The 22,657-nt window shown below is 62.2% G+C and carries 27 protein-coding genes; 9 read left to right on the plus strand and 18 right to left on the minus strand.

Annotated features, from left to right (window positions below; translation table 11 throughout):
• Positions 1–56: 56 nt before the first annotated feature.
• Together ASG19_RS07975 and ASG19_RS07980 are read left to right on the plus strand one after the other, a co-directional pair.
• A complete protein-coding gene (locus ASG19_RS07975) occupies positions 57–1,073 on the plus strand; it encodes an iron ABC transporter permease (protein WP_156466492.1) in 1,017 nt (338 codons plus the stop codon).
• Positions 1,070–1,855 carry an ABC transporter ATP-binding protein gene (locus tag ASG19_RS07980; protein WP_062455090.1) on the plus strand — a complete coding sequence of 262 codons (786 nt, stop codon included), beginning with the start codon at positions 1,070–1,072 and terminating at the stop codon, positions 1,853–1,855. The genes ASG19_RS07975 and ASG19_RS07980 overlap by 4 nt, the downstream gene beginning before the upstream one ends.
• A gap of 6 nt (positions 1,856–1,861) precedes the next feature.
• Here the strand turns inward: ASG19_RS07980 and ASG19_RS07985 are convergent, their stop codons facing one another.
• Genes ASG19_RS07985 through ASG19_RS08020 form a run of 8 tightly spaced genes read right to left on the minus strand, consistent with a single transcriptional unit; the run spans position 1,862 to position 9,730 of the window.
• A complete protein-coding gene (locus tag ASG19_RS07985) occupies positions 1,862–2,722 on the minus strand; it encodes a bifunctional 5,10-methylenetetrahydrofolate dehydrogenase/5,10-methenyltetrahydrofolate cyclohydrolase (protein WP_200933888.1) in 861 nt (286 codons plus the stop codon).
• Between the two features lie 2 nt (positions 2,723–2,724).
• Entirely contained in the window at positions 2,725–3,894 is a 1,170-nt protein-coding gene (locus ASG19_RS07990) for a hypothetical protein (protein ID WP_200933889.1), read from the minus strand.
• Positions 3,895–3,939: 45 nt separating this feature from the next.
• A complete protein-coding gene (locus ASG19_RS07995) occupies positions 3,940–4,824 on the minus strand; it encodes an ABC transporter permease subunit (protein ID WP_062455094.1) in 885 nt (294 codons plus the stop codon).
• A 5-nt stretch (positions 4,825–4,829) separates the two neighbouring features.
• Positions 4,830–5,630: an ABC transporter ATP-binding protein gene (locus tag ASG19_RS08000; RefSeq protein ID WP_200933890.1), complete on the minus strand. Its 801-nt coding sequence runs from the start codon at positions 5,628–5,630 to the stop codon at positions 4,830–4,832.
• A gap of 21 nt (positions 5,631–5,651) precedes the next feature.
• On the minus strand, positions 5,652–6,233 hold the full coding sequence (locus ASG19_RS08005; protein ID WP_062455096.1) for an NAD(P)H-dependent oxidoreductase: 582 nt from the start codon (positions 6,231–6,233) through the stop codon (positions 5,652–5,654).
• A gap of 16 nt (positions 6,234–6,249) precedes the next feature.
• Complete coding sequence (locus ASG19_RS08010; RefSeq protein WP_062455098.1) at positions 6,250–7,641, minus strand: FAD-binding oxidoreductase; 1,392 nt, start codon at positions 7,639–7,641, stop codon at positions 6,250–6,252.
• The gene (locus ASG19_RS08015) at positions 7,638–8,933 is read right to left on the minus strand and encodes an amidohydrolase family protein (protein WP_062455100.1); all 1,296 of its coding nucleotides are present in this window, start codon (positions 8,931–8,933) and stop codon (positions 7,638–7,640) included. Before ASG19_RS08015 ends, ASG19_RS08010 begins: the two co-directional genes overlap by 4 nt.
• Positions 8,930–9,730: a creatininase family protein gene (locus ASG19_RS08020; RefSeq protein ID WP_062455102.1), complete on the minus strand. Its 801-nt coding sequence runs from the start codon at positions 9,728–9,730 to the stop codon at positions 8,930–8,932. Before ASG19_RS08020 ends, ASG19_RS08015 begins: the two co-directional genes overlap by 4 nt.
• A gap of 131 nt (positions 9,731–9,861) precedes the next feature.
• Here ASG19_RS08020 and ASG19_RS08025 point away from each other — a divergent pair, with 131 nt between their 5' ends.
• The 3 genes from ASG19_RS08025 (at position 9,862) to ASG19_RS08035 (ending at position 12,200) form a co-directional block, all read left to right on the plus strand.
• On the plus strand, positions 9,862–10,626 hold the full coding sequence (locus ASG19_RS08025) for an IclR family transcriptional regulator (RefSeq protein WP_062455103.1): 765 nt from the start codon (positions 9,862–9,864) through the stop codon (positions 10,624–10,626).
• Positions 10,627–10,635: 9 nt separating this feature from the next.
• The gene (locus ASG19_RS08030; RefSeq protein ID WP_062455105.1) at positions 10,636–11,463 is read left to right on the plus strand and encodes a bifunctional 5,10-methylenetetrahydrofolate dehydrogenase/5,10-methenyltetrahydrofolate cyclohydrolase; all 828 of its coding nucleotides are present in this window, start codon (positions 10,636–10,638) and stop codon (positions 11,461–11,463) included.
• A gap of 110 nt (positions 11,464–11,573) precedes the next feature.
• Positions 11,574–12,200, plus strand: a complete 627-nt coding sequence (locus ASG19_RS08035; RefSeq protein ID WP_156466455.1) for a nuclear transport factor 2 family protein — start codon at positions 11,574–11,576, stop codon at positions 12,198–12,200.
• Positions 12,201–12,257: 57 nt separating this feature from the next.
• Here ASG19_RS08035 and ASG19_RS08040 read toward each other — a convergent pair whose 3' ends face one another.
• The 8 genes from ASG19_RS08040 to ASG19_RS08075 form a co-directional block, all read right to left on the minus strand.
• Entirely contained in the window at positions 12,258–13,025 is a 768-nt protein-coding gene (locus ASG19_RS08040) for a hypothetical protein (protein ID WP_062455107.1), read from the minus strand.
• 205 nt (positions 13,026–13,230) lie between these two features.
• A complete protein-coding gene (locus tag ASG19_RS08045) occupies positions 13,231–13,560 on the minus strand; it encodes a hypothetical protein (RefSeq protein WP_062455109.1) in 330 nt (109 codons plus the stop codon).
• Positions 13,561–13,569: 9 nt separating this feature from the next.
• The gene (locus ASG19_RS08050; protein WP_062455111.1) at positions 13,570–14,277 is read right to left on the minus strand and encodes a glycosyltransferase family 2 protein; all 708 of its coding nucleotides are present in this window, start codon (positions 14,275–14,277) and stop codon (positions 13,570–13,572) included.
• Positions 14,274–14,933: an HAD family phosphatase gene (locus ASG19_RS08055; protein ID WP_244476121.1), complete on the minus strand. Its 660-nt coding sequence runs from the start codon at positions 14,931–14,933 to the stop codon at positions 14,274–14,276. The genes ASG19_RS08050 and ASG19_RS08055 overlap by 4 nt, the downstream gene beginning before the upstream one ends.
• A gap of 25 nt (positions 14,934–14,958) precedes the next feature.
• Positions 14,959–15,615, minus strand: a complete 657-nt coding sequence (locus ASG19_RS08060) for a hypothetical protein (RefSeq protein ID WP_062455113.1) — start codon at positions 15,613–15,615, stop codon at positions 14,959–14,961.
• Entirely contained in the window at positions 15,612–16,373 is a 762-nt protein-coding gene (locus ASG19_RS08065) for a glycosyltransferase family 2 protein (RefSeq protein WP_062455115.1), read from the minus strand. The genes ASG19_RS08060 and ASG19_RS08065 overlap by 4 nt, the downstream gene beginning before the upstream one ends.
• 132 nt (positions 16,374–16,505) lie before the next feature.
• Positions 16,506–17,213, minus strand: coding sequence for a hypothetical protein (locus tag ASG19_RS08070; RefSeq protein ID WP_062455117.1), 708 nt, complete (start codon positions 17,211–17,213; stop codon positions 16,506–16,508).
• A 113-nt stretch (positions 17,214–17,326) separates the two neighbouring features.
• On the minus strand, positions 17,327–17,716 hold the full coding sequence (locus ASG19_RS08075) for a helix-turn-helix domain-containing protein (protein WP_062455119.1): 390 nt from the start codon (positions 17,714–17,716) through the stop codon (positions 17,327–17,329).
• A 106-nt stretch (positions 17,717–17,822) separates the two neighbouring features.
• Between ASG19_RS08075 and ASG19_RS08080 the strand changes: the two genes are divergently transcribed.
• The gene (locus ASG19_RS08080) at positions 17,823–18,836 is read left to right on the plus strand and encodes a zinc-binding alcohol dehydrogenase family protein (protein ID WP_062455121.1); all 1,014 of its coding nucleotides are present in this window, start codon (positions 17,823–17,825) and stop codon (positions 18,834–18,836) included.
• 24 nt (positions 18,837–18,860) lie between these two features.
• Here the strand turns inward: ASG19_RS08080 and ASG19_RS08085 are convergent, their stop codons facing one another.
• The gene (locus tag ASG19_RS08085) at positions 18,861–20,222 is read right to left on the minus strand and encodes an amidase (protein WP_062457809.1); all 1,362 of its coding nucleotides are present in this window, start codon (positions 20,220–20,222) and stop codon (positions 18,861–18,863) included.
• Between the two features lie 81 nt (positions 20,223–20,303).
• Positions 20,304–20,486, minus strand: coding sequence for a DUF3008 family protein (locus ASG19_RS08090; protein WP_062455123.1), 183 nt, complete (start codon positions 20,484–20,486; stop codon positions 20,304–20,306).
• A gap of 137 nt (positions 20,487–20,623) precedes the next feature.
• Here ASG19_RS08090 and ASG19_RS08095 point away from each other — a divergent pair, with 137 nt between their 5' ends.
• From ASG19_RS08095 to ASG19_RS08105, 3 genes are all read left to right on the plus strand, one after another.
• Positions 20,624–20,857 (plus strand): hypothetical protein, encoded by a 234-nt coding sequence (locus tag ASG19_RS08095; RefSeq protein ID WP_062455125.1) that lies wholly within the window; start codon positions 20,624–20,626, stop codon positions 20,855–20,857.
• Positions 20,858–21,019: 162 nt separating this feature from the next.
• Entirely contained in the window at positions 21,020–21,823 is an 804-nt protein-coding gene (locus ASG19_RS08100; RefSeq protein ID WP_062457812.1) for a nucleotidyltransferase family protein, read from the plus strand.
• 74 nt (positions 21,824–21,897) lie between these two features.
• Positions 21,898–22,584: a metallophosphoesterase gene (locus ASG19_RS08105; protein ID WP_062457815.1), complete on the plus strand. Its 687-nt coding sequence runs from the start codon at positions 21,898–21,900 to the stop codon at positions 22,582–22,584.
• Positions 22,585–22,657: the final 73 nt, after the last annotated feature.

The raw sequence follows: 22,657 nt of genomic DNA on the forward strand, positions 1-22,657 counted from the left end.
GTCGATGAGGCGAATTTGCCCGACCTGCCCAGGCGCCCCAAGTGACGCGATCCCGTATCGGACGTTGGGCGCTAGGTGCCGCAGGCGTGTTCCTGGTGCTCTTAGCGCTCCTCGTCGCCATCGTTGCCGGGGTGGCGATCGGTGAGATGACCATTCCCATGGAGACGACGATTGCGGCGGTGACGAACCGGCTCGGCTTTACGGCCGTGGCCTTGCCGCGCATCCAGGAAGCGGTGATCTGGGATTATCGCCTGTCGCGGTCGCTGGTCGCGGCATTCTGCGGCGCCGGACTGGCGCTATCGGGGGCGATTCTGCAGTCTCTGCTGCGGAACTCGCTGGCCGAACCCTATGTTCTCGGCATTTCGGCTGGAGCCTCGACCGGTGCGGTCAGCGTCATGCTGCTCGGGTTCGGGGCGGGCGCGATCTCGCTTTCCGCCGGAGCCTTTGCCGGCGCGCTGATCGCCTTTGTCTTCGTGGTGATGCTGTCGAGCGGGCGCCAGACGGCTGACCGGACGATTCTTGCGGGCGTTGCCGCATCGCAATTGTTCAATGCGCTCACCTCCTACATTGTCTCGACGTCTGCCAATGCCGAACAGGCACGCAGCGTGATGTTCTGGTTGCTCGGCAGCCTTGCCGGCGTCCGCTGGCCGGAGGTGACGCTTGCCGCATCGGTCGTCACCATCGGGCTCATCGTCTGCATCTGGCATGCGCGGGCGCTCGATGCGTTTACCTTCGGCGAGGATGCGGCGCGGTCGCTCGGCATCGCGGTCCGACGGGTGCGCGTGGTGCTGCTGCTTGTCACGGCGCTGATGACGGCGACGATCGTCAGCATGGTCGGCGCGATCGGCTTTGTCGGTCTCGTCATTCCGCATGCGGCCCGGTTTATCGTCGGTCCCGGCCATATCCGGCTTCTGCCTGCCTGTGCGCTGATCGGTGCGTTGTTCATGGTGCTCGCCGATATCGTGTCGCGCATCGTCATCGCACCGCAGATCCTGCCGATCGGGGTGGTGACGGCGCTGGTCGGTGTTCCCTTCTTTTGCGTCATTCTCTATCGGGCACGGAGGGTCGCATGACATCCGATCCCGTATCCGCCCCGGTCCTGGCCGCAACTGCCGTGAGCTGGCTTGCCGGACGCAAGGTCATCCTCGATGGCGTCACGGTTTCGGTCGATGAGGGCCGGACGCTCGGGCTGATCGGGCCTAATGGTTCCGGCAAGTCGTCACTGATCCGACTGCTGGCGGGTCTGAGGGCGCCCGCCGCCGGCAAGGTCACGCTCGACGGAAAGCCGATGAGCGGTTTCGCACGACGCGAGCTCGCCCGGCGCGTTTCCGTTGTCGAACAGCATTCGGCAACCGAAGCAAATGTCACCGTCATCGACGTGGTCCGGCTTGGACGCACGCCATACCGGTCGGCGCTGTCGCCCTGGACGCAAGAGGACGACCGGATCGTGACCGAGGCTCTGGTCCGCGTCGGGCTGGATGATCGCCGCGAGCAGTTCTGGCATACGCTGTCGGGGGGCGAGCGTCAGCGCGTGCAGTTGGCCCGGGCGCTCGCACAGTCGCCGTCGGTGCTGATCCTCGACGAACCGACCAACCATCTCGACATCCAGCATCAGATCGACATCCTGCGGCTCGTCTCGGAGCTGCCGCTGACGACGGTCGTTGCGATCCACGATCTCAACCTCGCCGCCCGGTTCTGCGATGTGATCGCCGTGCTTTCCGAAGGACGCCTTGTCGCCTTCGGTCCGCCCACCGATATTCTGACCGAGAAGACGATCGCCGACGTGTTCGGCGTTGAAGCCCATGTTTCGACCTCGCCGCATCACGGCCGGCTGCATATCCAGTTCCTGATGTGAACCGGTCTAGGCGGCGGCGATCTGTAGCAGGTTGCGCAGCAGCATCGCACGGGTGAGCGCGCCGACCGAACCCTGCGGCGGCGTTACCCAACCTGCGACCTCAGCGACATCGGCGGCCACGTCCGAGACCATCGAACCTTCTGCGCCGTAGCTGATGCCGACGCCGACGACGGCGGCACCGGGTTTGACCATGTCTGCGGTGACGAAACCGGGTTGGCCAAGGGCGGCGATGACGATATCGGCGCGCCTGACGTCCTCGGCGATATCCCGAGAGCCGCTATGCAGCAGGGTCACCGTCGCATCGATTCCCCGAGCCGAAAGAAGCATGGCAAGCGGGCGACCGACGAGCTGGCCGCGGCCGATGATGGCCACCCGGCGTCCCGTAAGCGGAACGGAATTGTCCTGCAGAAGCGCGAGGATGGCGGCCGGGGTGCAGGGCAGGAGGCCCGGTTTACCCGACAGCAGCAGCCCGAGATTCTGCGGGTGCAGGCCGTCGATATCCTTGGCCGGCGACACGGCGGTCATGACGCGTGTCTCGTCGATCTGAGGCGGCAGCGGCAGTTGCACCATCTGGCCGTGGATGGCTGGATCGGCATTGACAGTGGCAATCCGTTCGAGCAGGGCTTCGGTGGTCGTATCCGAGGGCAGGCGCAGGTCGACGGCCTCGATACCGACCTCGACACAGTCCGCATGCTTTCGGCCGATATAGGTGGCGCTGGCCGGATCGTCTCCCACCAGCACCGTCACCATCTTCGGCGCAATGCCGCGCGCGCGGAGATCGGCAACCTGCGCTGCCATTTCGCGCCGCAGCCGAGCGGCGAGGGCTTCGCCGTCCAGCAGTGTTGCGGGCGTTCTTGGCGTTGTCACGCTCATTTCAGGCCGATCGAGGGATCGATGAAGCGGTTGGTCACGACCTGATCCGGCTTCACATCCGGATCGGCGCGCTCGTCGAAACGGGGCTTCACCAGTTTCAGCATCTCGGCGACGCGGTCCATGTCGAAATCGCCGATCGTCGCGTTGGGGCCGTTGCCGATAATGCCGGTCTCGACCATCGTCCTTGCGGCATAGGCCATCAGTTCGGGCGCGGTTTTCCACCAGCTGGCCGCGTGGCCTGCGGTGTTGAAGTCGGCGATCACCTTGTTCGCCTCGGCCGGAACCTTGGCATAGTCGGCGGTCGCCTGCTGCAGAAGCGGAACGAGCTTTGCCAGGCACGGTGCGAGCTCTTCCATCCTCGCTGTGGCGACGGAGAGCATGCCGGTGTAGTTGCGATAGCCGAGGTCGTTCATGTTGAGGTAGCCGATCGGCTTGCCCCAGTTGTTGCCGTGCTCGAACTTGTAGACTTCGCTGGTGACAAAACCCTGGTTCAGCCACGTGCCGTTGTTGGTGAGGAAATTCTCGCCGTCGCCGCGATAGCCCTCGACGAACACATCCGCGGGAATGCCCTGCTCGACGAGGTAGAGACCGAAGGTGCGCTTGGTGGTCGAGACGTAGATCTTGCCCTTGCCGCTCTCTGCAAAGGTCTTGAGATCGGCGATCGACTTGAAGCCGTCAGGATAGGTGGCCTTGTCCCACAGGAGAACCGTCGGGGCGATGTCGAGCGGTGCCATGACGCCGACCACGGGGAAGCGCTTGGAGAAGATAAAGGCGTTGTCCAGTTCCTGATAGCCGAGATGCGGTGTGACGCCGGCCTTGGAATTGCCCATGTAGAGCGCCGAATAGGCGGTCTCGCCATCGCCCATGCCAAGCCCGCCGCCACCTTCGAGGATGGTCAGCTCGATGCCGGTCGAGCCGAGGGGACCGGTATATTGGCCGGACGTCATCTCCCCGCCCGAGCCGATCAGCTGATAGAGCGGACCTTGCTCGGCCTGGGCCAGCCAGTCTTTCTGGATGATGAACGGGCTGGGGCAGACATCGGCGAGCGGCGTCTTGTAGCGGCTCTTGGCGAACTCGCCGGCGGTCGCGCCATTTGTAGACAAGGCCGTTGCGAACGTGGCGATCACCACTGCGGTGGTCAGTGTGGCAGTCAGTTTATTTGTCATTTTTGTTCCCCTGATTGCTTTTTCTAGGTCAGTTCAACAGCGATGTCAGCGTTGCCTGTCGCTCGATTCGTGCCAATGCGCAAACAGCCGGTTCCCGAGCCAGTTGAAGGACAAGTAGACGGTGATCGACAGGGCAGAGGCGACGATCAGCGCGGCATACATCTGCTCGTATTTGAAATCGATCTTGGCGTTCATCAGCAGCTGACCAAGGCCTCCCTTGCCGGACAGGAAGAACAGTTCCGACACGATCGCGGCGATGACGGCGAGGCTGCCGGAAATCCGCAGGCCCGCAAACAGCGTCGGCGCGGCAGACGGCAGCGCGGCCTTGCGCAGCATCACCCACCAGGAGGCATTCTGCAGCTTGAACAGTTCGAGAATGTTGCGGTCGACGCTTTTGAGGCCGAGCAGCAGCGTCGTCGGAATGGCGAAGAAGGTGAACAGCGCGACGATCAGCACCTTGGGCAGAAAGCCGAAGCCGAGGGCGCTCTGGATCAGCGGAATTATCGCCATGATCGGGATCGACTGCAGCGCCACGAGATAGGGGAAGACTGCTTTTTCCAGCGCATAGACGCGGAACATGACGATGCCGAGCATGATGCCGACGGGAATCGACACCGCAAGTCCCGTGATGGCGATGGAGATCGTGGTCAGCGCCCGCATCAGCAGCTCAGAGCGGAAGGCTGCAATGCCGAATGCCTGGCTCCACAGGCCCTCCGCACTCGGCATCAGGAACTGGCGATGCGCTGGAAGGTCGGCCCGGATCAGGGCGTAGGCTGCGACGATCAGGATGCCGAGGATGAGAGGCGGTGCGAAGCTTAAGACGAGGCGGCGGCCGACGCTTGGTGCCGGTGCAAGCGGGACGGGGCTGTAGCGCTCGACCTGCGCCTTCAGCGGCGTCGATTTGTAAGCGGCGACAATAGGATCCGACATGGCGCTCAGGCCTCTATGGCATGGCGAAGGGCACGCGATACCGCTCCGCACAGTTTCGAGAATTCCGGCTCGTAACGCAGGTCCGGCTGGCGCGGGAAGGGAAAGCCGATGTCGAGCGTATCGATGATGCGGCCGGGCCGGCGCGACATCACCACGACCTTGCTCGACATGTAGACGGCCTCGGGAATGGAGTGGGTGACGAAGATGCCGGTGAAACCTTCGCGGCAATGAAGGTCGATCACCTCGTCGTTCAGCCGTTCGCGGGTGATCTCGTCGAGCGCGCCGAACGGTTCGTCGAACATGAAGACATTGGGATTGAGCGCCAAGGACCGCGCCAGCGAGGCGCGCATCCGCATGCCGCCGGAAAGCCTTCGCGGAAAATGGGCCTCGAAGCCGGAAAGGCCGACGAGCTCGATCTTTTCCTTGGCGATTTCGCGGCGCTTCGCGGCCGGGTAACCGCGCAGCTCCATCAGCAGTTCGACATTACCCTGCACTCGCCGCCATGGCAGCAGGGTCGCATCCTGGAACGTATAGCCGAGCTGCTGCCGATCGACCCAGACATCGCCGGAACTGTGGCTCGACAGGCCGCTCGCGATCCGCAGCAGCGTCGATTTTCCGCAGCCGGACGGGCCGACGATCGACACGAACTCGCCATGTCCGATGGCAAGGTCGACATCGGAGAGCGCTTCCGTTCCATCCGGGAACGTCATCGAGACCTTTTCGAACACCACGGCATTGCCGCCGGGCAGGGGCGGGTGGGGACGTGCACCAATATCGGCGGCGTTGACTGTCGGCGATCCCGTCATGACAAATCCCCTTTTCTCATCTCAAAACCGCAGCATGGACGTGCGGACCTGCTCGATGAAGGCCTCCGTGCGCTCATTGGTGACGTTGTTGATATCGTAGAGCGCGTGATATTTCACCTTGACCCGCGGATTGCAGACGACGCGCAGGAAGCGGGTGGCGTTGCGGCGTGGTGGATCGCCGAGAACCATCGCACGCCAGCGTTTCGAGCCGTAGGTGGTGACGGTCGCGAGCTTGCGGATATTGGTGAGGCCCGGCGAAAGCTGCCCGTCCTGCAGCTTGAACGACACGTCGGGCAGAAACACCCGGTCGAAATAGCCCTTGAGGATCGCCGGCCAGCCGAAATTCCACACGGGATGGCAAAGAACCAGCGCATCGCTGGACATCAGCCGGTCGACATAGGGCGCGACGCGGCTGCGATTGATGGAAAGGTCGTGATAATCGCGCCGATCCTCCGCCGACAGAACCGGATCGAACCCTTCGGCGTAAAGATCCAGATCGTCCACCGTATGCCCGGCCTTGAGCAGGCTCGCGACGACCGTATCGTGCAGACGCGAGGCGAGGCTTTCCTTCAGCGGGTGGGCGTAAATGACATGTACCTTCATCGGTCCAAAATTCTCGTTATCGGTTGAAAAGGAAGATGCGGCCGGGAGCGGGGACCCAGTCAGGATGCGTCCAGGCGATCATCTTGCCGGGGTTGAGCAGGCCCTTCGGATCCGTGTGGCGCTTGAATTCGAGCTGGGCCGGATCTGTGCGTTTCATGCCGCCTTCTTCGAGCGTTACCCGGTGCGGGTTGAACACCGTGACGCTCAGCCGTGTTTCCAGGATCTCGACCACCTCTTCGAGCCGCTCAGTGCTCTCGTATCGCAGCAGCGGCATGGCGACGGCGGCGACCTTGCCGGAAAACCGGGTGAATTCGAAATGCAGGATCAGCTCGTCGCCGAATGTCTCGGCGATGCGGTCGATCGCGCCATAGAGATCGTCCTGCGGCAGCATCATCTGCAGGTAGGTGATCGACGGATCGATCTTGATCGCCCGAAGCGTCGTGTGGTTCCAGGCGAGCTCATAGGCTGGCGGCAGGCGCATGCCGGCACCATCCCGGTCGGCGCGGAAGCGGATGACGGCGCCGGCGGTATCGTCGACTGCGGTCACTAGCGTATCGAGATCCTGCCTTGCAACCATGACCGCAATCAGGGCCTCGCCGGATTGCAAAAAAGGCGCGTGCCGGGTGAAATACCGATCGGGAATGGCGCTTTCGAAGGTAGAGAGCATACGCAGGCTGATCGCGTCATCCTCACCGAGACGAAAGGCAAGACGGTTCGCGGAGGCAAAATCGGGTGCGCCGATCAGCACGTCGACCCAGTCTCCGGCCGGGTCGACCGGGATCTCGATCTCGGTGATGACGCCGTTGACGCCGTAGGCGTGTGCCGCCTTGGCAATGTCGTCGCCGACAAGGTCGATGACGCGGGGCTCTGCCTCCATCGTCACGAGACGCAGGCGGCGGATATTGGCGGGATTGCGCAGGCCGCCCCAGCGGATGGCGCCGACACCGCTCGATCCGCCGGCGATGAAACCGCCGAGCGTCGCAGTTGCCGTGGTGGACGGAAACAGGCGGATTTCCAGGCCCTTTTCACGCGCCGCCTGTTCAAGATCTGCGATGACGGCGCCGGCTTGGGCAACGAGATGATCGTTGCCGATGCGAACGACCCCGTTCATGTGTTTCATATGGAGGACGACGCCGCCCTGTAGCGGCATGGACTGGCCGTAGTTGCCGGTGCCGGCGCCTCTCACGGTAACCGGCACGTTGCAGCGGTGGCAGATCGAAAGGATCTCGATCACCTCGGCTTCGCTGCGGGGAGCAACCACCAGATCGCCGCAGACGTCTTGCAAAAGATCCTTCAGGACCGGGCTGTACCAGTAGAAGTCCCGGCTTTTCTGCTGCACCGTGCGCGGATTGTCGTCGATGTCGAACCGGGCGAGAGCTGCCCGGCAGGCTTCCAGATCTGCACTCACGCGCGCCTCCGTTCGATCCGGACTGCCTCGGCAGTGGCAGCACCGAAGGGCTTGCCGTTGCGCAAAACAGTGCGGGCGGTGTTGGTGCGGGAGAAGAGGTCGGTCCAGCCGGTCGCTTCGAAGAGGATGGCATCCGCCGGTCCGCCGGCGCGTATCATGCCAGCGTTTTCGAGACCCATGGCTGCTGCCGCTCCCGCATGGTAGGCGGTGGCCCAGTCGGCGGGATTGCCCTCGAGCTGGCCGAGGAACTGCGCCTGGCGCATCACATCCAGCATGTCGAAATCGCCGTAGGGGTAGAATGCGTCCTGCACATTGTCCGACGCGAAGGCGACGTTGACGCCGGCGGCGCGCAGTTCGGTGACCGGCGCAAGGCCGCGCAGACGCGGCGTGCGGCCGGTTTTGCGGTCCTGCAGGAAGCCGTTGGTGAGCGGCAGCGCGACGACATGGATGCCGGCTTCGGCAATGCCGGCGATCAGGGCCTGCGCTTCGGGTTCGTGCTTTTGGGCAAGCGCGCAACAATGTCCGGCGACGATGCGTCCGGCAAACTTGTGCCGCAGGGCCGTTTCGACGACGAGCGAAAGGCCGTCAGCGGATGCGTCCGTCGTTTCGTCCACGTGAAGATCGAGGTCGAGCCCGTGTCTTGCGGCTGCCAGAAACAGCCTGTCGATCCGCTCCGGCGTGGCGCTGCCCGGTCCGATAAAGGCGCCGAGCACGCCGTCGCGCTTCGCGATTTGCGCGCAGCGTCGATCGAAATCGTCGTGCTCCACCCGAAACAATGCCATCAGGGCCACAGCCTGCAGGGTCAGCCGGTGCTTCCAGGCGGACTGGATTTCGCCAAAGGCGATCCAGGCGGGGCTGGTGTCGGGTTCCTCGAACGTATCGAGATGGGTGCGTAACGCGACCGTGCCATGCTGTTCGGTCCTCACGAGTGCGCGGTCCATGCGCGCCACGATATCCTCCACCGTCCGGTTGGGCGCGTCGGCCATCGCCAGCTCGACCGCCGAGGCAAGGCCGTTGTCGGAAAAGCCGGTTCGCTCGGAAGTGAAAGCCTTGTCGAGATGGACGTGCATGTCGATGAAGCCGGGCAAAGCGAGGCGTCCCTGCGCATCCCACTCGCGCTCGCTTGAGGTTGGCGCATGGAAACGACCGTCGCGGATCGTGACGTCGAAGGTGACGAGGCCGCTGCGGCTGTCTGCTGCGTGATGGGGAAGGCCATCGACCAGCGCTGCGGGTGCGCGAAGATTGCGGATGGTGAGCGGGGCGACGCCGAAGGGCGGCAGAACGGCGCTCATATCGGTTGCGTCCCGATGGCAGCCATGCCCGGATGCGCTGCGACCTCGTCCAGAAGTTTAGCGTAACGGGTTGCCGCATGGGCAACGATGGCGGCGCCGATCTCAGGCGTTGCGGATGCGGCATCGCCGGCGACTCCTGCCGGGTGCAGATCCTCCGCGACCCAGCCGACGCTGATCGGGCCGAGCAGGCGAAGGACGTCGTTGTTCTCGGCGACGGCTGCCGAGGCCGGCACGAAATTGCGGGCTTCGTTCATGTCGACCAGATCCGGCCGGAAATGCAGCATGGCCGCGGTTTCGACCAGTCCGCCATGGATGCCGTCGCGCTGTTCGAGCGCCGAGACGAGGCCCGGCGGAAAGCCCATCGAGATCCATCCTGCCGACACCACGAACAGCTCCGTTTCCAGCCGGAGGCTTCTCGCGGCGATCTGGAGAACCGGAACGTTGCCGCCATGGGCATTCAGAAACACCAGCTTGCGGAAGCCGGCGCGGGCAACGCTGTGGCCGATCTGGGTGAGGGTTGCCAGAAGCGTTGCGGCATCGAGCGTCAGCGTTCCGGGAAAGGACAGGTGCTCGTCGGATTTGGCGTAAGCGATGGTCGGAAGTATGTAGACGGCTGCATTCTCGACACGCTGTGCCGCCTCGATCGCCATGCGTTCGGCAAGGATGCTGTCAGTGGCCAGCGGCAGGTGCGGGCCGTGCTGCTCCGTTGCGCCGACAGGCAGGACCGCGACAGCGCGACCTTTGTCGATGGCTGCGAAATCGGTGGTCCTGAGGTCTTGCCAAAACTGAAACGACATGGTCTGTTCGCTTATCGAGCAATTGTTCGCTAAATCGTAACGGAAGTCGCCGGTTCGTCAAGGTGAAAAATGTTGCGGTGCGGAAAAGATAGGCAGATCGGGGCTGGCGCTCTGATCTGGAAGGAGCGCCGGTGCTGGATGAAAACGATAAGGAAGTCTCGCTGACCTTCGCCAAGGGGCTGGCCGTCCTGCTTGCCTTCGACGCAAAGGATCGCGCCATCACGATCAGCGAGATTGCCGACAAGGTCCAGCTCAACCGCGCCGTTGCACGGCGGCTGGTGCGGACGCTGGAGCAGCTTGGCTATCTCGCCTGCGATCGCGGCCGCTATGAGCTGACCCCCCATGTGCTGCGGCTGAGCCAGGGTTTTATCGAGGGCCGGGGCATTCCGCAGATCATCCAGCCGGTGCTGCGCAATGCGGCGCAGGAAGTCGGCGAGTCCGTGTCTTATGCGATGCTGGACGAGACGGATGCCGTTTATGTCGCCCATGCTTTCCTACCGTCGAAATTCACGCTCAACCGGGTCACGACAGGCACGCGGGTGCCGTTGCTGCCGACGGCTTCGGGGCGGGCGATCCTCGCATTCCTCGATACCGTCCGGCTGGATGCGATCCTCGACAGTGCCGCCTACTCTGCCCATACCGACCAGACCGAGACCCACCGGGATCGTCTGGAGGACGCCCTGAAACAGATCCGCGAGCGCGGCTATGCGCTGACCGACAGCGAATATGTCAGCGGCGTCGCATCGCTGGCCGCCCCCGTGTTTCATCCCGGCATCGGCGAGGTCGTCGGTGCCGTGTCGATCATCTTCGAGCATGGACAGTATGATGAGGCGGCGCTGGCGGAGATGGCGGCAAGGCTGAAAATCTGCGCCGGGCAGATAGCCTCCACACTCTAGGGAAGTCAAATGCTTGAGATCGTCACCGGATTCGAAATTGCAGCCGGGATCAATGCCGAAACACGGCGGCGCATTTCGGCAAGTGGTCGGACGGTTCGCTGCGTCGTGCTGCTCGATGATGGCAACCCTGGCATGGCCGCTTATGCGCGTCGCCAGCAGGCCAGCGCGCAGGAAGTCGGCATAGAGCTGCAGCTCGAAGCCTATCCATCAGACGGCGGCAAGCTCATGGCGCGGCTGGAGGAACTAGCTGTTCGGGACGAGATCGACGCGGTCGCTACGCTCTATCCGTTGCCGGCGGGCATGGATTCGCGCACCGCCGCGCTTCTAATCGGGCCGGACAAGGACGTGGACGGGCTGCATCCCCTCAATGCCGGTGATCTAGCGCTTGGCGTCGTGACCCGCCCGCCGGCGACGGCGAAGGCTTGTTTCCTGATGGCGGAGGCGCTGGCCGGTTCGCTCAGGGGACGCGAGATCGTGCTGGTCGGAGCATCGCGGATCGTCGGTCGACCTCTCGCAAATATGCTGCTTGACGCGGAGGCGACCGTCACGATTGCGCATGCGGCGACACGGGATCTGGCGGCTCATACCCGACGCGCCGATATCGTCGTCACCGCCGCGGGCGTTGCCGGGCTGATCGGGTCGGAGCATCTTCGCGATGGTGCGATCGTTCTCGATGTCTCGATCAATCGCGGTCCGGGCGGACTTGTCGGCGATGTCGATCTCGACGCGGTTGCTGGGCGCAACGTCACGGTGACGCATGTGCCGGATGGCGTCGGTCCGGTCACCACGGCCTGCCTGATGCGCAATGTCGCAGATGCGGCGCTCGGATCGTCTTGATGGAAATCAGCAAGATCTCGACACGGTGATATTGCACTGCACCAGAATTTGCGCTTTTCTACTCATATCCGAACACAAGTTCGATAAACGAACAAACCGGGGAACTCGTAATGACCTTCCATCTTCGCAGCTTCGTGCTCAAAACTCTCTCCGCCGCTCTCTTCGTCGCCTCCGTCGGCTCGGCTCAAGCCGCGGACATCCGTCCCGGTGTCACCTTCGCGGGCACGCCGTCCACCGATCCCGCGCGTGCCGCCATGGAGAACCTGGTCTTCGACCTCGCCTCCGCCTGGGCGTCCTGCAATCGCGAACTGATGACGAATGCCGTTACGGAGGACGTGGCGTTCTCCTACCCGACCAGCAGCATCACCGGTCGCGACAAGATGCTGGCCGACCTCGACGCCTTCTGCAAGGCGGCCAAGGATACGAGCATCTACCTTCCGGAGGACGCGTTCTTTATCGATACGACGACCGGCCGCATCGCGGTCGAGCTGCAGTTCCGCACGTTTCAGCGCGGCAACCGTCAGGTCGTCAACGATGTCTGGATCGCGCATGTGAAGGACGGCAAGATTTCGGTGATCAAGGAATATCTCGACGGAAGGGTGAAGGATCTGCAGGCGCTCGGCGTGCTTCAGCTCGAGGAAAGCCCGAAGACGCTGACGCCATGGCCGGCCCGCACCGAACAGTGGAAGGGCTGCTTCCCGATCGTCAAGGCAGCACCGGTCAACACCTGCCCGTAATCCTCACGTCGTGAAGGCAGCACGCGAGCCTTGGGGTCGCGTGCTGCCGATTTCCGGTTAGGCCGAGAGCAGGACGCTCATCTGATAGCCGCCTTCGAGTTCCACGACGACGCGTCCGGCGCCCGGCAGCGGCATTGCGCCCGAAAGCGCGCCTGTCGTGACCGCCGTGCCTGAGGTGAGGGATGTGGCCGGGCGTGTGGCGTCATTGGCATAGGCGACCAGCCAGGCGAGCACGTCTCCGACCGGATGGGCCACTGGTCCGTCATAGACCGGGCTGCTGTCGTGGGTGACCTTGAGGACAAGCCCGCCAACCGTGTCGATCAGCGTCTTCGGGACCTTCGGGCCGAGCGCAAAGCCGCCATTGCCGATGCGGTCGGCGAGGTAGAGAGGGAAGGAGACGCTGCCACCTTCCTCGACTGCGGTGACAAGCAGTTCCGAGCCGAGATAGGCATCCGCCACCGCGTCCAGCACTTCCGCCCTTGTATAGGCTTCGGATCTTACCGGCAGATCCGCGCCGAGCTTGACGGCGATCTCGACTTCAAATCGTGTGCCGGGGGAATATGGAAGCTTCGCTTCGCTGGTCGTCTCCACGTAAGGGAACAGCGGCGCGATCACCGGCTGCTTGTCCGTCGACATCGCGACTTTGATCATCTTCGCGCTGGCGCCGATCCTCTGTGCCACGGCGTTCTGTGCCGCCATGCCGGCGCTCAGATCCTGGGGCAGGGCAAAGCTTGCGGACGGCGCCTTGCGGCCTTCCTTGCGCAGCGTGATCAGGCTCTCGGCCAGCGTCTCGGGATTGAACGCCTGGGTTGAGAGTTCGGCCATGAATGTCTCCGATCGAATGATTTGCGGCTGAGCTTTGAGGGCTCGTGCCAGCGTTTCGCTGTGGTTTAGCGGGATGGAGATCGTCGCGAACGCAGAGCCGTCCGTCAAGGCTTTGCAAGCAGTATCCCGGCCCGGCGCGCATGGATCCGTTCAATAGGTTGCCTTAACCCACTGATTTCGTTTGCTGAGAGGTGGGGGTTCTACGTCAGTCGACGAGATACTTGTCGTTCTTCGCGCTCGGTATCTTCACCACCGTCAGCGTCGCGTCCGTCAGCGCTTCGAACGCGTTGACCGTGCCGGGCTCGATGACGATCAGGCTGCCTTCGCCCCATTCCCTGTCCAGCATGCGGACACGGCCGGAGACGACGAGCGTGATTTCCCGGGCGATCTTGTGGTAGTGGCGGGCATCGCGATCGCCCGCCTTGTAGCTCTTGACGCCCACTTCGAACGCGTCGGTCTTGACGACGCTCGGATCGAAATCGCCGACGAACCAGCCGCCGATCATGTCGTCGAGATTATAGGAGGTTTCGCTCATCTTGCCCTCTCAGATCGACAGTTCGCTCAGCTGGCGGTCCGATTTGATCGGATGATAGTCCTTCGCGTCGATCGGGTAGACGCCGATCTTCTTGTCCTCGAGAACGAGCTCGTTATAGACCGGACAGACATAGAACATGTCGTTGTGCCGGGCGTCCTTGCGGATCGCGGCCTTGGCTGCCTTGACGAAATCGGACCCTTTGCGGAAGTAGTAAAAGCCCGCCGTCGCATTGTCGCTGATCGGGTGCTTTTCGGCCGCCTCGACCACCATCTGGCGCTCGTCGAGCCGGACGAACGAATAGCGCGGGTGGACCGACCGGAAGGTGACGGTGCCGCCATCGAGCTGGCGCCGGCTGAAATCGGCGATGATGGTTTCCATCGGAACGGTCAGGAATTCGTCGCCGTTGAGGATCAGAAGCGGGGTGTCATTGTCGATGCTGCCGGCGGCAAGCAGTGCGGTGCAGGCCGCACCCTGGGTCTTGTCCTTGACGGCAACGATCTCGGCGGTCGGATCGATCAGGCGGACGACGTCGTCGAGATGGTAGCGGCGCAGTTCCTTTTCCTGCATCGCGATGATCACCCGGTGGCCGGTGATCCGCGCGCATTGTTCGAGCAGGCGCTGCACCAGCGGCATGCCGTCCACCTCGACCAGCGGCGTCGGGAAGCTGTCTGCGGAAAGGATGCGGGGCTCGCCCGCCATCAGGATCAGGATGTTCATGCGACCACCTGCAATGCCGGAAGCTCGAACGATGCCTGCAGCTTGTCGATAGACTTGCAGATCGACTGATAGTTCACCTCGGACACATCATTGACGACCATGACATGGGCACCGGAAGCGCGCGCTGCCCGGATTCCGTGGTCGTTGTCCTCGACGATCAGGCATTCTTCGGGTGAGAGGCCAAGGATGCCGATGGCCTTCAGGTAGATTTCCGGGCTGGGCTTGCCGACGCTCACGTCTTCGTTGCTGAGCTGGAACTCCAGGTAGTCCTCGAGGCCGGCCTTTGCCATCATCAGGTTGACGGTGCTGCGGATGGAGTTCGAGGCGACGCCGAGACGGTAGCCTTCGCCACGCAGGCGCGCGAGCGCATATTGCTGGCGAAATACCGGCTTGCATTTTGTGTGGATCAGCTCGGTCGTATAGCGCTGCTTCATCTCGTTGACGAAGCCGTGCAGGGATTCCGGAAGGCCGCGGGTGGAGGTCAGCATCTGAAGCTTGGTGCGGGTCGGCAGGCCGTCGAACGTGGTCAGGTGCTCGTGCAGCGGAATGGTGAAGCCGAACAGTTCCAGCGCGCGGTTGAGCGCTTCGTAATGCCATTCGCGGGCATCGATCAGCACGCCATCCATGTCGAAAATTACAGCCTTAATCATCGTCATCAAACCTCGTGCGCCGGACTTTGCGCTATACGCGCAGCAGTTCCTTGGCTTTCTCGGGAAAATCGGTGCAGATCATCAGCCCTTCGCGATCGCGCAGGCCGGACGAGACCAGCCAGTGCAGGAAAGGTTCGTATTCGTCGTGGCGGCGATGCAGGTCTGGCGCGACCAGCGCGACCAGCTTGCCGTCATCCAGCAGCTTTTCAACCAGCGGCGCTTCATACCAGCGGCCGGGCAGGAAATTGTCCAGCCAGACGCCGGTGATGCCGGGCTCGCTGTATAGCGAAGGCACTCGCTCGTATTCGCTCAGTCGGGTAAACGAGGTCATGCCGCGCTTCACGCCCTGGATCAGGTCCGGAACCGAGCTGTCGAACAGGAAATAGTTGTCGTAGCCTTCGGCGGTCAGCACCTCGGCCAGCATATCATGCAGCCCGTCGGCCTTGATATTAAGTGCAAGCGTCGGAGACCCGTGCTGTCTGGCGAGGCTCAGAAGATAAGCGAAGGAGATTTCGGTACCGTTCGGAATGTCGTGCGAGATGACCAGCCGCGGCTTGCCGCCAACGAGGCAGTCGCGCACATCGGTCTCGGTGCCGTAGCCGAGCGAGAACGACCGGACGAAGGCCTCGACCGTGTTCTTTTCCTCGGGAGATTTCCAATATCCCCGATGGCTGAGGATCTGGATCATGCTGACGCCTTGATCGACTGGGTGACTGTCAGCGACAGCGGCAGCTTGCGGAAGCTTTCGAGGTCGTCGGGAACGCCAAGGCCGTACATGCCCTTGTCGACGGAGCCGATCGAATAGGCGCCGATCTTCATGCCGTCCTCGATCATGAAATTGTAGACGGGCGCCACATAGAACTCGCCGTTGACGCGGAAATCGCGCTCGATCATCCGGTCCGCATGGGCAACGAAGTCCGATCCCTTGCGGAAATTGTAGATGCCGACGGTGGCGTGGTTGGAGATCACCTGTTTTTCCACGACGTTGTCGATATAGCCGTTGTCGCCGAAGGAGACGAAGCTCCACTTCGGATCGTCGGCGGACATGGTCATGATCAGGCCATCGAGACCCTCTGCGGCGGCAAGGTAGGCGTTGATGTCGACATCGACATACTGATCGCAGTTGGCGATCATCATCGGGTTGCCGTTGTCGATGGCGTCGCGCGCCAGAAGCACGGTGCAGGCGGCGCCCTCGGTGACGGTTTCGACCAGATAGATATCGCAACCCGGCGCCCACTGGCGCAGATGCGCGTCGAGACCGTAGTCCCTCACATGCGATGCCTGGCAGATGAAGATGAAGTGATGCTCGACATAAGGCTTTAGGTTCTCGATCACGAGGCGGATCATCGCGACGTCATGCACGGGCAGAAGTGGTTTTGGAAGCGTGTAGCCGGCTTTTGCAAAGCGGCTTCCATGACCTGCCATCGGCACGACGATATTGAGCATCTGCGGCGGTATCCAAAATAAAAGTTTGCAGTTGATCTAGTGCCTGAAACCTTAAGGCTTGAAGCTGGTGCCAAGCTGTCAAACAGGTCAATTTCCAGCGTCCGCGCCCGACCGCGGGCAAGGTCGAAACGCCTATTCGGCCTGGATTTCGCCGAGCTGCATGCCCATCGACGGCGACGGCGTGGTCAGTCGCGGCCGGTTGAAGATCTTGTAGAGCGGGTTGTCGCATTCCGGATTGGCAAACAGCGTGTTGGAATCGAAGTAGCCGTCTTCGATGAAGCGCAGATTTGCGTGCATGGTGCGCAGGAAATAGTACATCAGATGCAGGTGAGCGCGACCCGAAAGCTGGTTCATGATCATGGCATTGTAGAAATGTGAAATCGCGCTCTTGCCGATCACATGCACGGCGTCGCCGACGCGCCAGTGGTCACGCCAGTAGGATTTGTATTCCTTGAAAGGAAAGTAGATGCTGTCGCGGCTGATATCGACATTCCAGTCCGTGATCTTCTTCCTGAACTGCAGGTCGAAGCGGATCACGGCGAGCGCATCGTATTCGTCTTGGGCGAACACGTGCTTGAGGCCTTCCTTGTAGGTCTCGATCTGCGAGCTGCCCTGCGCATCCAGCTTGATCAGCTCGCACGGTCCAAGCTTATCCTGAAGCTCGGCCAGGGCCGGGCTGTCATAGGTGGCGAGGTAGATTTTCGCATCGGGATTGCTTTCACGCACCGGCGCGACAATGTTCTCGATGATCGAGTCGATGTTCTTGCGCGCATCCATCGGCAGGCCGAAACGGTCCTTCTCGATGTAATTGTTGCCCCGGATCAGTACGGAAAGTCTCAACGTTGCCCCCTATGGAAACGATTATCGCAGTCGCTGATCAACGTCTTGCCCCCGCCGATCCTGTCTCTCTGCGATAGTCCCCGTAGCTGGTGCGGAGCAGGTCAGGCCCTCTTTCAGGCCGGAATCGACGCCGCCTGCACATCGGTCGCGGTCTGTTTCGGCTTGCCGTAGAGCCCGATATTCTCGTCGCCCCAGGCCTTTAACGCGGTCAGGATCGGTTTGATGGTGAGGCCGAGCGGCGAGAGGCTGTATTCCACCTTGGGCGGCACCTGGGCATAGACCTTGCGAGTGATCAACCCGTCCGCCTCCAGCTCGCGTAGCTGGTTGGTCAGCATGCGCTGGGTCACGGCGGGAATCTGGCGGCGGATTTCGTTGAAGCGCAGCGTGCCGTCCAACAGATGAAACAGGATGACGGACTTCCACTTGCCGTCGATCAGGCCGATCGCCGCTTCCACCGAGCAGCCGGGGCTGCAGTCGAACCTGGTATGGTGGGCCTTGGCCATCACGGTATCCTTTTTGACACTATAGGCTGTTTTTGTGCGTATTGGCTTTGGATGATTATAGCGCCATATGAAGCCTACATCAATTCTGCAAGCAAAGGAGAACGCCATGAAAGCCATAGCCTACAGAACTGCCGGATCGCTTGATCGGGACGACGCGCTTGAAAATGTCGAACTGGACCGGCCAAAGGCGACGGGGCGGGATATTCTCGTTGCGGTGAAAGCGATTTCGGTCAATCCGGTCGATTACAAGATCCGCAAGAACGTCTCGGCTGAAGACGGCCAGTGGAAGGTGCTGGGCTGGGATGTGGCGGGCGAGGTGGTCGAAGTCGGCGATGACGTGTTCGCCTTCAAGCCGGGCGACGAAGTGTTCTATTCGGGTTCGCTGATCCGGCAGGGCGCCAACAGCGAGTTTCATCTGGTCGATGAGCGGATCGTCGGCCACAAGCCGAAGTCGATCTCGAATGCTCAGGCGGCCGCCCTGCCGCTGACGGCGATTACCGCCTGGGAAATGCTGTTCGACCGGCTCGATATCGAAAAGCCGGTTGCGGGTGCAGCCAATGCGATCGTCATCATCGGTGGTGCCGGCGGTGTCGGATCGATCGCCATCCAGCTTGTCCGGGCGCTGACCGACCTCACCGTGATTGCGACGGCGTCACGGCCGGAAACCCAGGCCTGGGTCAAGGAACTGGGCGCCCATCACGTGATCGATCATTCCAAGCCGATCGCCGAACAGGTGAAGGCGCTCGGGATCGGCGCGCCCGGTTTCGTTTTCTCGACGACCGAAACGCCACGTCATACGAAGGAGATCATCGAACTGATCGCGCCGCAGGGTCGGTTCGGGCTGATCGACGATCCGGAAACCTTCGATATCACCGGTTTCAAGCGCAAGGCTCTTTCCGTGCATTGGGAGCTGATGTTCACCCGGTCGATCTATGAAACGGCCGACATGGACGAGCAGGGAGAGCTTCTGAACGAAGTCGCCGCACTGATCGATGCCGGCCGGATCCGCACCACCGTCACCGACGTGATGAGCCCGATCAATGCGGAAAACCTGAAGAAGGCGCATGCCACGCTGGAAAGCGGCAAGGCCCGCGGCAAGATCGTGCTCGAAGGGTTCTGAGGCCTGCGAAACAATGATCCGGGGTCAGCCCCGGATCACCTCTTCCAGGCCCATGGCAGCGGTCAGAAGCTTCTCGTCGTCGTGAGCGACCGCCGACAGGAGGAATCCGACCGGCATGCCGGCTTCGCCGGTTCCGCAGGGGATCGACACGCCGCACCAGTCGAGGAAATTGCCGTAGCCGGTATTGCGGAGCGTCCTGCCGTTGGCCGCGAAAAACGCCTCGTCGTCGGCCTTCAATGGCGCAATGGCTGGTGCCACATGGGCGACGGAGGGGAAGGCGACGAGGCGACCGGCGATCAGGGCCTCGGTCTCTGCCGTCATCCGGGCGCGAGCATCGATGATTGCGAGATAGTCGGCGGTCGTGGTCTTTTCGCCAAGCCTGGTGCGGGCAACGACGCGCGGGTCCATTCCGCCAGCATCCGCACCCGCCAGTCGTTCTCGATGGAGCGCAAAGGCTTCCGCGGTCACCATCGGTCCGTATTTCGCCATCAGTTGCGGCAGTTCGTCGAAGGACGGGAAGGCGAGGCGGGTGATGCGGGCACCGCCTGCTGCCAGCCTCTCGATCGCTGCCTCGAACGCCTCGACCACACCCGGCTCGGCGCCGTCGAACACGCCATTGGTGGGGATGACGATATCGAGCGGCTGCGTGGGCTTTCGCGGTGTCAGCGGTGTGCCGAGACCCCGCATTGCCGCGTCGATCCACACGGCGTCCTGTACGGTATTGCAAAGCGGTCCCAGCGAATCGAGGCTTCTCGCCAGCGGGAAGACGCCGTCCATGGCATATCGGCCACGGGTCGCCTTGTAGCCGACGACGCCGTTGAAGGCAGCCGGGATGCGGACCGAGCCACCCGTGTCGGTTCCCATGGCAACCGGCACGAGGCCCGCTGCAACGGCCACGCCAGCACCTGACGAGGATCCGCCCGGCACGCGGGGCATGTCTGTCGAGCGCGGATTTTCCGGCGTGCCGTAGGTCGGATTGATGCCGATGCCCGAAAATGCGAATTCGCTCATGTTGGTGCGGCCGATCGCGACCATGCCGGCCTGTTTCAGGAGATCGACGACCGCTGCATCCTTGGTCGCCGCCGGATCTTTGGCCATCACGCTCGAGCCTGCCGTGGTCGAAAGGCCTTCGATGTCGAATAAGTCCTTCCAGGCGATCGGGATACCATCGAGAATGCCGAGCGAGCGATTTTCGCGCAGGCGCTTTGACGCAGCTTGGGCTTCGGAAAGCGCACGGTCCCGCAGTAGCGTCACGAACACGGCCTTGTCGGAATAGGATTCAATCGCCGACAGGACCGATTCGGTCACTTCAACCGCATCAACCTTGCCAAGCTGCAAAAGCGTCGAAAGCTCGGCAATCGACATCGATCCGTAAGACTTGGTCACAGTGCTCATCCTTTATCCGTTCACCTGGGATCAGAGGTGTAACGGATTCGTGCAAAAGGAGAAGACATTGCCGCTCCAGCGTCAGGAAGCGTGTTCCGGCTTTCCCTTGCGTTTCGTGGAGGCCAGTTCGTCGAGCTGCTTTTCGCTCATCGACTTCTCCATGCTTTTGGAAGCACCCTTCAGTTCCGATTTCTTAATCTCGCCGCGCTTTGCGGAAAGCGCAGCGCCTGCTGCCTTTTGCTGCGCACTTGATTTTGCCGGCATGTCGTCCTCCTTCGTTTCCGTTTAAAACTTGGCAAACCGTGTCCCGGTTCCCGACAGCACGGAACCTCTGCAGCGTCTCGGCGGTTTCCCCACCGGCTCGCCACATTGCTGGCCTGACGACGTCAAAGGAGACCCTGATGGAAAACGAAAAGCACGAAGACGACAAGGCGCGCGAACCGGTTCGTGACGAATTGAGCGAGCAGATGGAAACGACCAACCCGGCAGCCGTGCGCGAAGCCGCGCGTCGCGGCGAAATCGACCGTTTCATGGTCAAGACCGATCTTGAAGACATCGACCAGCGCGAAGACGGCGACCAGCCGGACGGACGCCCAAGCCCGATGGCCAATGCGGACAACCAGGAAAAGCCGTGAGGCTGAGCCTGACGCTCAGGCGGGAAACAGCGGGAAAACGCGCTGTTCCCGCTACCCACTGACATTCGGAGAAAACCGATGAATGCCGATGTAGAAAAGCGCCATGGGCTCGCCCCCGCACCGACGGCGGCGCGAGAAACGCCGCCCCATCCGCTCCAGGCAATGCCCGATCTCGAGGTCAAGGCGGCACCGTTTCTGGCCGATGCCGATGCGGAGGCCTTCGTTGCCGTGGCGCTGGAGGATCTGGTCGATTGCCACATCCCGTTCCTTCTGGCCGGCACGTTCGCGCTCAGCGCCTATACCGGCATTACCCGTCAGACCAAGGATCTCGATATCTTCTGCAAGGCCGGCGACTACGCCCGGATCCTCTCGCACTTCAAGCAGAAGGGATATGAGATCGAGGTCGAAGACGACCGCTGGCTGGGCAAGGTGAAGAAGGGCAAGCACTTCTTCGATGTGATCTTTGCAGCCTCCAACGGCACGATGCCCATCAGCGACAGCTGGTTCGAGAATGCCAGACAGATCGAGATGAACGGCCACAAGGTCCGTATTATCGCCCCGACGGAGTTGATCTGGTCGAAATGCTTCGTCCAGCTTCGCCACCGCTACGACGGCGGCGACATCGTCCACACGATCCTGCGCGCCCATGACCAGATCGACTGGGAGCGGCTGCTCAACCATATGGAAGTGCATTGGGAAGTGCTGCTGATCCACCTTCTCAACTTCCGCTGGATCTACCCGACCGAGCGCGACAAGGTTCCTGATTGGCTGCTCGACGAGCTTCTCGACCGCCTGAAGGCGCAGCGCGAACTGCCCCTGCCGCAGATGAAGGTCTGCCGTGGCCGCATGTTCAGCCGCATCGATTTCGAGATCGACGTCAAGGAATGGGGTTTTGCCGACGTCGGTGGCGAAGGAGAACTGCGCGCGGGCGTCGATGAAAAAACTTTGGAAGGAGGCCCGGTATGAGCAAGTCTGACAAGGCTGCCGAAAAACAGAAAAGCGATCGCAAGAAGCCTGAGGGCCTGCAGCGTATCGCTGCCATGGGCGATCTCCACGTCAAGGAACACGGCTCGGAATCCTACAAGGACCTGTTTGCCGAGATCTCGCAGGAGGCGGACATTCTGGTCCTGACCGGGGACCTGACAGACCTCGGCAAGGTCAAGGAAGCCGAACTGCTTGCCGCCGATCTGCGCTCATGCTCGATCCCGATGGTCGCCGTACTCGGCAACCACGATTATGAATGTGGCTGCGTCGAGGAAGTCACCCACATCCTGAAGGACGCCGGCGTTCACCTTCTCGAAGGTCAGGCAGTCGAAATCAACGGCGTCGGTTTCGCCGGAGCCAAGGGTTTTGCCGGTGGCTTTGGGCGTCACATGCTGGGTTCGTTCGGCGAGCCGGCGATCAAGGCGATGGTGGCCGAAAGCGTCGAGGAAACGATGCGGCTCGAAAACGCGCTGCGTCAGGTTCGCTCCGAACGCGCCATGGTCGTGCTCCACTACGCTCCGATCCGCGAGACGGTGGAAGGCGAACCGGAGGAAATCTTCCCCTTCCTCGGCTCGTCGCGTCTGGCCGAAACGATCGACCGCTTCCCGGTCAAGGCCGTTGTCCACGGCCATGCCCACCGCGGCCGCTACGAAGGCAGGACGCCAGGGGGCGCGCCGGTCTATAACGTTGCTTCGCATATCGAAAAGCCGACAGGTCGGCCTTATGCGCTGCTCGATCTCTGAGCGCTTTCCAGGCTGAAAAACATCAGCCTGCGAAAATCACGGATCGTGAAAGGTTTGCCTGTTCCATGATGGA

It is taken from the genome of Rhizobium sp. Leaf306 (assembly GCF_001423425.1).
GTDB lineage: Bacteria > Pseudomonadota > Alphaproteobacteria > Rhizobiales > Rhizobiaceae > Neorhizobium > Neorhizobium soli.

Excerpts from the sequence above, each read along its gene's own strand:
- ASG19_RS07980 (WP_062455090.1), top strand. The coding sequence starts at position 1,070 with ATGACATCCGATCCCGTATCCGCCCCGGTCCTGGCCGCAACTGCCGTG.
- ASG19_RS07990 (WP_200933889.1), bottom strand. The coding sequence starts at position 3,894 with ATGACAAATAAACTGACTGCCACACTGACCACCGCAGTGGTGATCGCC.
- ASG19_RS07995 (WP_062455094.1), bottom strand. The coding sequence starts at position 4,824 with ATGTCGGATCCTATTGTCGCCGCTTACAAATCGACGCCGCTGAAGGCG.
- ASG19_RS08000 (WP_200933890.1), bottom strand. The coding sequence starts at position 5,630 with ATGACGGGATCGCCGACAGTCAACGCCGCCGATATTGGTGCACGTCCC.
- ASG19_RS08005 (WP_062455096.1), bottom strand. The coding sequence starts at position 6,233 with ATGAAGGTACATGTCATTTACGCCCACCCGCTGAAGGAAAGCCTCGCC.
- ASG19_RS08015 (WP_062455100.1), bottom strand. The coding sequence starts at position 8,933 with ATGAGCGCCGTTCTGCCGCCCTTCGGCGTCGCCCCGCTCACCATCCGC.
- ASG19_RS08020 (WP_062455102.1), bottom strand. The coding sequence starts at position 9,730 with ATGTCGTTTCAGTTTTGGCAAGACCTCAGGACCACCGATTTCGCAGCC.
- ASG19_RS08030 (WP_062455105.1), top strand. The coding sequence starts at position 10,636 with ATGCTTGAGATCGTCACCGGATTCGAAATTGCAGCCGGGATCAATGCC.
- ASG19_RS08035 (WP_156466455.1), top strand. The coding sequence starts at position 11,574 with ATGACCTTCCATCTTCGCAGCTTCGTGCTCAAAACTCTCTCCGCCGCT.
- ASG19_RS08040 (WP_062455107.1), bottom strand. The coding sequence starts at position 13,025 with ATGGCCGAACTCTCAACCCAGGCGTTCAATCCCGAGACGCTGGCCGAG.
- ASG19_RS08045 (WP_062455109.1), bottom strand. The coding sequence starts at position 13,560 with ATGAGCGAAACCTCCTATAATCTCGACGACATGATCGGCGGCTGGTTC.
- ASG19_RS08050 (WP_062455111.1), bottom strand. The coding sequence starts at position 14,277 with ATGAACATCCTGATCCTGATGGCGGGCGAGCCCCGCATCCTTTCCGCA.
- ASG19_RS08055 (WP_244476121.1), bottom strand. The coding sequence starts at position 14,933 with ATGACGATGATTAAGGCTGTAATTTTCGACATGGATGGCGTGCTGATC.
- ASG19_RS08060 (WP_062455113.1), bottom strand. The coding sequence starts at position 15,615 with ATGATCCAGATCCTCAGCCATCGGGGATATTGGAAATCTCCCGAGGAA.
- ASG19_RS08065 (WP_062455115.1), bottom strand. The coding sequence starts at position 16,373 with ATGCTCAATATCGTCGTGCCGATGGCAGGTCATGGAAGCCGCTTTGCA.
- ASG19_RS08075 (WP_062455119.1), bottom strand. The coding sequence starts at position 17,716 with ATGGCCAAGGCCCACCATACCAGGTTCGACTGCAGCCCCGGCTGCTCG.
- ASG19_RS08080 (WP_062455121.1), top strand. The coding sequence starts at position 17,823 with ATGAAAGCCATAGCCTACAGAACTGCCGGATCGCTTGATCGGGACGAC.
- ASG19_RS08090 (WP_062455123.1), bottom strand. The coding sequence starts at position 20,486 with ATGCCGGCAAAATCAAGTGCGCAGCAAAAGGCAGCAGGCGCTGCGCTT.
- ASG19_RS08095 (WP_062455125.1), top strand. The coding sequence starts at position 20,624 with ATGGAAAACGAAAAGCACGAAGACGACAAGGCGCGCGAACCGGTTCGT.
- ASG19_RS08100 (WP_062457812.1), top strand. The coding sequence starts at position 21,020 with ATGCCCGATCTCGAGGTCAAGGCGGCACCGTTTCTGGCCGATGCCGAT.
- ASG19_RS08105 (WP_062457815.1), top strand. The coding sequence starts at position 21,898 with ATGGGCGATCTCCACGTCAAGGAACACGGCTCGGAATCCTACAAGGAC.